Below are 7,718 nucleotides of genomic sequence, written 5' to 3'. Positions count from 1 at the left end.
CCTGACTGCGGCGCGTTCAGGATCGGCGTCGACATCAGCGAGCCATAGGTGCCGCCGTTGGTGATGGTGAAGGTGCCGCCCTGCATCTGATCCATGGTCAGGTCGCCGGCCAAAGCTCTGGCTCGGCCCATCTGTCGCCCGCCGTCCAGCGCGTGGTGGCCGAGAACAACCTGAACCCCGCGTCGATCGCCGCGACGGGCCCCAAGGGCAACATCACCAAGGCCGACGCGCTGAACGCCATCGGCGCCTCGGCGCCCGCGCCCTCCGCTTCCGCTTCGGCCGCGCCGCGCGCCGATCAGCCGCGCGAGGAGCGGGTGAAGATGACGCGCCTGCGTCAGACCATCGCCCGTCGCCTGAAGGAATCCCAGAACACGGCCGCCCAGCTGACCACCTTCAACGAGGTGGACATGACCAACGTCATGGCCCTGCGCGCGCAATACAAGGAAGTGTTCGAAAAGCGCCACGGCGTGAAGCTGGGCTTCATGTCCTTCTTCACCAAGGCGGTGGTCCAGGCCCTGCACGAAATCCCGGCCGTCAACGCCGAGATCGACGGCACGGACATCATCTACAAGAACCACTACGACATCGGCGTGGCCGTCGGCACCGACAAGGGTCTGGTGGTTCCGGTCCTGCGCGACGCCGACACCCTGACGCTGGCGGGCATCGAAAAGGGCATCGGCGCCCTGGGCAAGGCGGCCCGCGACGGCGCCCTGACCATGGACCAGATGCAGGGCGGCACCTTCACCATCACCAACGGCGGCACCTATGGGTCGCTGATGTCGACGCCGATCCTCAACGCGCCGCAGTCGGGCATCCTGGGCATGCACAATATCGTGCAGCGTCCGATGGCCATCAACGGCGAGGTCAAGATCCGCCCGATGATGTACTTGGCCCTCAGCTACGATCACCGCATCGTCGACGGCAAGGAAGCCGTGACCTTCCTGGTCCGCATCAAGGAACTGCTGGAGGACCCGGCGCGCGCCCTGCTGGACCTGTAAGGGGCGCTCGTGGCGCGGGTCGAGATCGCGCGATTCGTTGATCGGGAATGCGTGGATCTGGCGCTGGCCTTTTTTCGCCTACACGGGATACACGCCGCCACGCTGGATTGTGGGGGACACAAGTCCGAGGCCTACGTCAAGGTTCTGGTCACCAGGGACAAGGCGGCCCGTGCCTACGATTTGCTGAAACGCGCCCAGGACGGAGCGTTCGTCGAGGGATATCCCAACGGCTCCAAGGAAATGTCCGACGCGGCGATTGCGTTGACGCGCGGACTTCACGGGTCCGGTTACAAGGGCGCCGATCCAGCGTGGCTGAATCTCCTGCCGATAATGCTCGTCGCTTTCCTGCTGATAGCACCCCTCGTGTTTCATCTCCTCAAAGAGCCGGTCAGTGACTGGGTTGAGATTCAAATGACGCGATAGCGGGCTTGCATCGACCTGCTAGGTTCGCCCCATGAGCCTAGTCGAGATCGCCCGCTTCACCGACGTCTATGAGGCCGACCTGGCCGCGGCCTTCCTGTCGTCGCATGGGGTCGAGGTCGATGTGACCGAGCGGTTCCAGACCACCATCGACCCCCTGATGCAGCGCGCGCTGGGCCTGCGGCTGATGGGGCGGGTCAATCAGGCCGATCAGGCCCGAGATCTCTTGGCGCAGGCGCGGGCCGGCGAGTTCGCGGGCGCCGATGCAGATGATATTGAAACGGCGACGCCGGGCGTCGGGGGACAGGCCGGGGGCTGGCCCTGGCGATGGCCCTGACCGGCGGATTTCCGGGGACCAGCCTGCCCCGGCGGTTTCGGGCGATCCACGGGATGGGCGCCGCGCTGGTTGGCGCCGTCCTGCTGCTGACCGTCCTGCTGTTGCTTGTCGGCCTCTAGCGCCCGTTCGCCCGCCCTCGACCCATGCTTGCGAATCTGAAACGACCGTAGGCTGACGTTTCAGTCGCCGGAGGTTCCATGACCGCTCGCCCGTTCGCCCTCGCCGCCCTGCTGGCCGCCATTCCGGCCGCCTCGCTCGCTCAGGACGCTGGCGCGCCCGACCCGCGTCTGCCGTCCGTCAACGCGCTGGAGCGGGCGATCATCACCCGCGAGCCGGAGACCCGCGTCGCCGCGCCGGACCACGACCGGATCACCGCACGGCGCATCGACATCGTCGACGAGAACGGCGTCATCCGCCTCAGCCTGGCCGCGCCCACCGCCCCGCCGATCATCGACGGGATCCAGTACCGGCGCGTGTTCGATGTCAGCGGCCTGGTCCTGTATGATGAGAACGGCAGCGAACGCGGCGGTTTCGGGGTCGCCGACATCGAGGGTGGAGCGGCCGTTCTGGCGCTGGACCATCCGGCGATGGACGCCATCGGCTGGCGCGTCATGCCGGACGGGGCGGTGACATTCTCGATCAATCAGGCGCCGCCGCTGCTGCGCCATCCGGGTCTGGATGGCAAGCTGGCGCCGGGGGTGGCGACCTCAACCCGCGTGCGGATCAGCGTCGCCGCTGACGGTGAACCGGCCATCGCCCTGCAGGATGCGCAGGACCGGCCGCGGCTGCGGCTGACGGTGACGGACGAAGGTTACGGCGCCATCGAATTCCTGAACGCCGAGGGTCAGGTAGTCCAGACCATCGCGCCCGAGCGGGATCTGGCCGTCAGATAACGACGACTTGCCACGGTTGTGAGTTCGTGATTTGTTCCTCTCGTTCTGCGGGAGGGACGGATGGTCGCGCGAGTGGTGACGGTCGCATTCGACGGGGTCGAGGCGCGGCGCGTGGACGTGGAGGTGCAGCAGGTCGGCAGCCCCGCCGGCGCCTTCGCCATTGTCGGCCTGCCGGACAAGGCGGTGGCCGAAAGCCGGGAGCGGGTGCGCGGCGCCTTCGCCGGGATCGGTCTGGCCCTGCCGCCCAAGAAGGTGATCGCCAATCTGGCCCCCGCCGACCTGCCCAAGGAGGGCAGTCATTTCGACCTGCCTATCGCCCTGGCCCTGCTGGCGTCGATGGGGGTGATTGCGCCGGACGCGCTGGACGGCTGGGCGGCGGTGGGCGAACTGGGTCTGGACGGCCAGATCGCACGGGTCGGCGGGACGCTGCCGGCGGCGGTGGCGGCAGCGGGCATGGGGCTGGGTCTGATCTGTCCCGAGATGAACGGGCCCGAGGCGGCCTGGGCCGGGGACGTTCGACTGCTGGCGCCGCGATCGCTGATCGGACTGATCAATCACTTCAAGGGCACGCAGGTGCTGCGCCCGCCCGAGCCGGGGCCGATCCGCATGGGCCAAGGCGGGCCCGACCTGCGGGAGGTCAAGGGACAGGAAAGCGCCAAGCGCGCGCTGGAGATCGCGGCCGCGGGCGGCCACAATCTGCTGTTCATCGGCCCGCCGGGTTCGGGCAAGTCGATGATGGCCCAGCGTCTGCCGGGCCTGCTGCCGCCGCTGACCCCGCAGGAGCTGCTGGAGACCTCTATGGTCTGGTCGGTGGCGGGGTTGATCGAACGCGGCGCCTTGACCCGCGAGCGGCCGTTCCGCGCGCCCCACCATTCGGCCAGCATGGCCGCCCTGACCGGCGGCGGACACCGCGCGAAACCGGGGGAAGCGTCGCTGGCGCATAATGGCGTGCTGTTCCTGGACGAACTGCCCGAATATGCGCCGCAGGCCCTGGATAGTCTGAGGCAGCCGCTGGAGACCGGCGAGATCGTGGTGGCCCGAGCCAACGCCCACGTCCGGTATCCGGCCCGGTTCCAGCTGGTGGCGGCGATGAACCCGTGCCGCTGCGGCCTGGGCGGGGCCGGGCGGGGCGCCTGCGGCAAGGCTCCGCGCTGTCAGCGGGACTATCAGAACCGCATCTCCGGCCCGCTGTTCGACCGCATCGACCTGACGGTCGAGGTTCCGGCCGTGACCGCCGCCGACATGGCTCTGCCGTCGCCGGCCGAGGGCACGGCCGAAGCGGCCGCCCGCGTGGCTGTCGCGCGCGCCGCCCAGACGGACCGGATCACAGCGCTGGGCCTGTCGGCGGACCAGTCGGTCAACGCCCGTGCGACGGGCGACACGCTGGACCGGATCGCCGCGCCCGATGATGCGGGCAAGGCGCTGCTGACCCGGGCGGGCGAGGCGGGCGGCCTGACCGCGCGCGGCTGGACCCGCACCCTGCGGCTGGCCCGGACCATCGCCGATCTGGACGGTGTGGACGGGGTGCTGCGGCGGCATATCGCCGAGGCGCTGATCTATCGCCGCAGCACGGTGGACGCCCAGGGCGACTTTGACCGGCAGGCCGCGAATCACGCGCCTGCAATTTTCTGATCCGCTCTTGATCGGGCCTTAACCGTTCCTGTCGCAGGGTGCCGCTTCGGAGGGCGGCCATGGCGCAAGCGGCGGTACGACGGACTATCAATCCGGATACGATCTCGGGAACCTTGCCCGGGATTCTGGTCGATTCCACACCGCCGCCGGATCCGAACGACGCCCCCGCCCAACAATTCCTGCGGCTGATGAGCCATGAGATGCGGACGCCCCTGAACGGCGTCATCGGCATGCTTGGTCTGCTGGCCCGCACTCGCATGGACGGCGCCCAGCGCGCCTATCTGGATTCTGCCAAGCAGTCGGCCGAGCACCTGCTGGGTCTGGTCAACGACCTGCTGGACTATGCCCGGCTGGGCGCCGGCAAGCTGGAGTTCGACAGCGCCCCGGTGGACGTCGAGGGGCTGGTGCGCGGGGTCGCCGAATTGCTCAGCCCACGAGCCCACGACAAGGGGCTTGAGATCGTCTGGACCGTGGCCGAGGACGCGCCGGACGTTCTGGCCGACGAGGGCCGGTTGCGGCAGGTGCTGTTCAATCTGGCCGGCAACGCCGTGAAATTCACCGCCACGGGCGGAGTCTGCATCGCCGTGGAGCGCGCCGGGGGCACCGCCGCGCGCCCCAGGCTGGCCTTCATCGTCGATGACACCGGCCCGGGTGTGCCGATGGAGGCGCGCGAGCGCATCTTTGAAGAATTCGGCCACGCCGACCCGTCGGACGCGGCCCGTTTCGACGGCGCTGGCCTGGGGCTGGCGGTGGTCCGCCGCCTGGCCGAGGCCATGGACGGCAAGGTCACCATCACCGATCGACCGGACGGCCCCGGTTCTCGCTTCCGGTTCGAGGCGGCCTTCCCGCGCATCGTCGGCTCGCCCCAGCGCGGTCGCCCGCTGGACGGCCTGACCGTGGCGGTCCAGTCGCCCGACACCTTCGTGCGGGGCGCGGTCGAACAGCAGATCACGGCCTGCGGCGGCGAGATTGCGCCTTCGGCGCCGATCACCCTGATCGACCATGCGGTCGCCGTGGCGGCCGGGCGCGGCCTGGCCGCGCGACCGGCCGACGGCAAGGCGATCATTCTGTTGAAGCCGTCCGAGCGCGACCTGATCGACCGGTACCGGTCATCCGGTTTCCACGGCTATCTGATCAAGCCGCTGCGCCGTGCGTCATTGGCTGAACGGGTGCTGGCGGCGGCCGGGCGGCGACTGGACGACGGCGCGGGCGCGCCCCGACTGCCGGGCGACGACGACCGCGTCACCATCGGCGCCTTCGCGGGCGTGCGCGCCCTGCTGGTCGAGGACAATCCGGTGGGCGCACTGCTGGCCAAGTCGCTGCTGCGCCGTGAGGGGTGCGTCGTCGAGACCGCCGCCAGCGGCGAGGAGGCGCTGGAGGCGCTGAAGCGCGCACGCTACGACATCGTCTTTATGGACATGCGGATGCCGGGCATGGACGGGCCGTCGACGGCGCGCGCCATCCGGGACCGTGGCGACGACACGCCGATCGTGGCCCTGACCGCCAACGCCTTCGCCGAGGACCGCAAGACCTGCATCGAGGCTGGCATGGACGACCACCTGGCCAAGCCTTTGGAGCTTGAGGTGCTGCGCGCCGCCCTGACCCGCTGGACGAAGCGCGACATCCGCGCCAAGGTCGGCTGATCACAAGCCCGCCTTTCCGGCGGCGACGCCGGAGAGCCGCATGACCGAGCAGACGACGCCGACCCCCGCTCCCGCGCGCGGTCCGGGGGGACTGGCCGTCTTCTTCGAGCGGCGTGTCTTCGTCATGCTGCTGCTCGGCTTCTCGGCCGGTCTGCCCAATCTGCTGATCTTTGACACCCTGTCGGCCTGGCTGCGCGAAAGCGGCCTGTCGCTGGAGGTGATCGGCTTCTTCGCCCTGGCGACGCTCAGCTATTCCCTGAAATTCATCTGGGCGCCGCTGATCGACCGGACGGCGGTGCCGTTCCTGACGCCGCTGCTGGGGCACCGCCGGTCATGGATGCTGGTGACCCAGGCTGTGGTCATTCTGGGTCTGTGGTCGATCGCGGGTCTGAATCCGGCCACGGCGCTGGGCTCCATCGCCCTGTTCGCGGTGATCGTCGGCTTCTTCGGCGCGACCCAGGACATCGTCATCGACGCCTGGCGGATCGAAGCGGCGGACGACACCCGCCACGGGGCCATGGCCGCCGCCTATCAGTGGGGCTACCGGGTCGCCATGCTGGTGGCGGGGGCCGTGCCGCTGGTCCTGGCGGATCTCTATAACTGGAACCTGTCCTACGCCGTCATGGCGGCCCTGATGGCGGTCGGGGTCGCTGGCGTATTATTCGCCCCGCGCGAGAAGGCGCACACCATCCGGCCGATCCCGGTCGGCGACGTGCCGTCCCGCCCGGCGTTCGAGATCGTCGAGTGGATCGTCCGCTTGCTGATCATCGCCGTCGCGGCCCTGATCATCGGCTCAGGCCTGACGGGCAAGGCGGACCTGCTGGTCTCGGCGCTGGGCCTGCTGGGCCAGTCGGCCGAGGGGGGGGAGGCGCTGACCGCGGCCTGGTCAGCCAAGCCCGAGGGGACCTATATACAGGTGGCGGCGACGCTGGGCGGCCTGTTGCTGCTGGTGCTGGCCTGCTGGCCCGTCCCGAACGTGCAGACGCGACCAGGCGCCTATCTGGCCGGATCGTTCGGCCAGCCCATGGCCGACTTCTATCGCCGGTTCGCGGGGGTGGCGACGCTGATCCTGGCGCTGATCTGCGTCTATCGCCTGGCCGATTTCGTGCTGAACATCATGAACCCCTTCTATCTGGACCTGGGGTTCACCAAGACCGAGCTGGCCGAGGTGCGAAAGGTGTTCGGGGTCATCATGACCACTCTGGGCGTCTTCATCGGCGGCTGGTCGGTGGCGCGGCTGGGCCTGATCCGGACCATGGTCATCGGCGCCTTCATGAGCCCGCTGTCGAACCTCGTGTTCGCCTGGCTGGCGACGCAGGGGCCCGATCTGGGCGCGCTGGTCATCGCCATCGGGGTGGACAACGTCGCCACCGGCTACGCCGGCACGGCGCTGATCGCCTATATGTCCAGCCTGACCAGCATCGGCTTCACCGCCACCCAGTACGCCCTGTTCAGTTCACTGTACGCCTTCCCCGGCAAGCTGATCGCGTCGCAGTCCGGGCGGATCGTCGAGGCCTCGGCGCGGGCGGCCGAACCCGGCGGACTGTTCGCGCCGCTGACCGGATTGTTCACGCGACTGCCCGCGGGATCGCTAGTCGAGGGAGCGGCGACCAGTGGCGTCACCCCGGCGGCGCTGGGGGCGGGCTATGTGGTCTTCTTCCTGTATTCGACCGTGATCGGGGTCTTCGCCATCGTCCTGGCGTTCATTGTCGCGGCCAAGCAGACGGCGCTTCAGGAGCGCGAAAAGAAAAGGGCGGCCTACGAAGAGGCCGCCCCGTTCTGAAATTTGAGAGCG

The 7,718-nt window shown here is 69.0% G+C and carries 7 protein-coding genes and 2 pseudogenes; 8 read left to right on the top strand and 1 reads right to left on the bottom strand.

Annotation, left to right across the window (positions count from 1 at the left end):
* Nucleotides 1-131 (bottom strand): annotated as a pseudogene (locus EON91_RS09425) (2-oxo acid dehydrogenase subunit E2); the annotation flags it as partial.
* Between the two features lie 3 nt (nt 132-134).
* Here EON91_RS09425 and odhB point away from each other — a divergent pair.
* From odhB to EON91_RS09385, 8 genes and pseudogenes are all read left to right on the top strand, one after another.
* Nucleotides 135-998: pseudogene (odhB, locus tag EON91_RS09420) on the top strand (2-oxoglutarate dehydrogenase complex dihydrolipoyllysine-residue succinyltransferase); the annotation flags it as partial.
* 9 nt (nt 999-1,007) lie between these two features.
* A complete protein-coding gene (locus tag EON91_RS09415; protein ID WP_292093880.1) occupies nt 1,008-1,421 on the top strand; it encodes a hypothetical protein in 414 nt (137 codons plus the stop codon).
* Nucleotides 1,422-1,452: 31 nt separating this feature from the next.
* Nucleotides 1,453-1,755, top strand: a complete 303-nt coding sequence (locus tag EON91_RS09410; protein WP_292093878.1) for a hypothetical protein — start codon at nt 1,453-1,455, stop codon at nt 1,753-1,755.
* Complete coding sequence (locus tag EON91_RS09405; protein ID WP_292093877.1) at nt 1,746-1,874, top strand: hypothetical protein; 129 nt, start codon at nt 1,746-1,748, stop codon at nt 1,872-1,874. Before EON91_RS09410 ends, EON91_RS09405 begins: the two co-directional genes overlap by 10 nt.
* A gap of 78 nt (nt 1,875-1,952) precedes the next feature.
* The gene (locus EON91_RS09400; RefSeq protein ID WP_292093876.1) at nt 1,953-2,648 is read left to right on the top strand and encodes a hypothetical protein; all 696 of its coding nucleotides are present in this window, start codon (nt 1,953-1,955) and stop codon (nt 2,646-2,648) included.
* A 60-nt stretch (nt 2,649-2,708) separates the two neighbouring features.
* Nucleotides 2,709-4,280: a YifB family Mg chelatase-like AAA ATPase gene (locus EON91_RS09395; RefSeq protein WP_292093875.1), complete on the top strand. Its 1,572-nt coding sequence runs from the start codon at nt 2,709-2,711 to the stop codon at nt 4,278-4,280.
* Nucleotides 4,281-4,393: 113 nt separating this feature from the next.
* On the top strand, nt 4,394-5,923 hold the full coding sequence (locus tag EON91_RS09390) for a response regulator (protein WP_292093873.1): 1,530 nt from the start codon (nt 4,394-4,396) through the stop codon (nt 5,921-5,923).
* A 40-nt stretch (nt 5,924-5,963) separates the two neighbouring features.
* Complete coding sequence (locus EON91_RS09385; RefSeq protein WP_292093871.1) at nt 5,964-7,706, top strand: MFS transporter; 1,743 nt, start codon at nt 5,964-5,966, stop codon at nt 7,704-7,706.
* Nucleotides 7,707-7,718: the final 12 nt, after the last annotated feature.

Origin of the sequence: Brevundimonas sp., from assembly GCF_004210735.1 — a bacterium.
Classification (GTDB): Bacteria; Pseudomonadota; Alphaproteobacteria; order Caulobacterales; family Caulobacteraceae; genus Brevundimonas.
Note: the sequence above shows the minus strand (reverse complement) of the source record. Positions and strands in the feature narration are given on the sequence as shown.

Bases quoted from the DNA above. Each gene is read 5' to 3' on its own strand.
- EON91_RS09395 (WP_292093875.1), top strand. From the start codon at position 2,709: ATGGTCGCGCGAGTGGTGACGGTCGCATTCGACGGGGTCGAGGCGCGG.
- EON91_RS09385 (WP_292093871.1), top strand. From the start codon at position 5,964: ATGACCGAGCAGACGACGCCGACCCCCGCTCCCGCGCGCGGTCCGGGG.
- EON91_RS09400 (WP_292093876.1), top strand. From the start codon at position 1,953: ATGACCGCTCGCCCGTTCGCCCTCGCCGCCCTGCTGGCCGCCATTCCG.
- EON91_RS09410 (WP_292093878.1), top strand. From the start codon at position 1,453: ATGAGCCTAGTCGAGATCGCCCGCTTCACCGACGTCTATGAGGCCGAC.
- EON91_RS09405 (WP_292093877.1), top strand. From the start codon at position 1,746: ATGGCCCTGACCGGCGGATTTCCGGGGACCAGCCTGCCCCGGCGGTTT.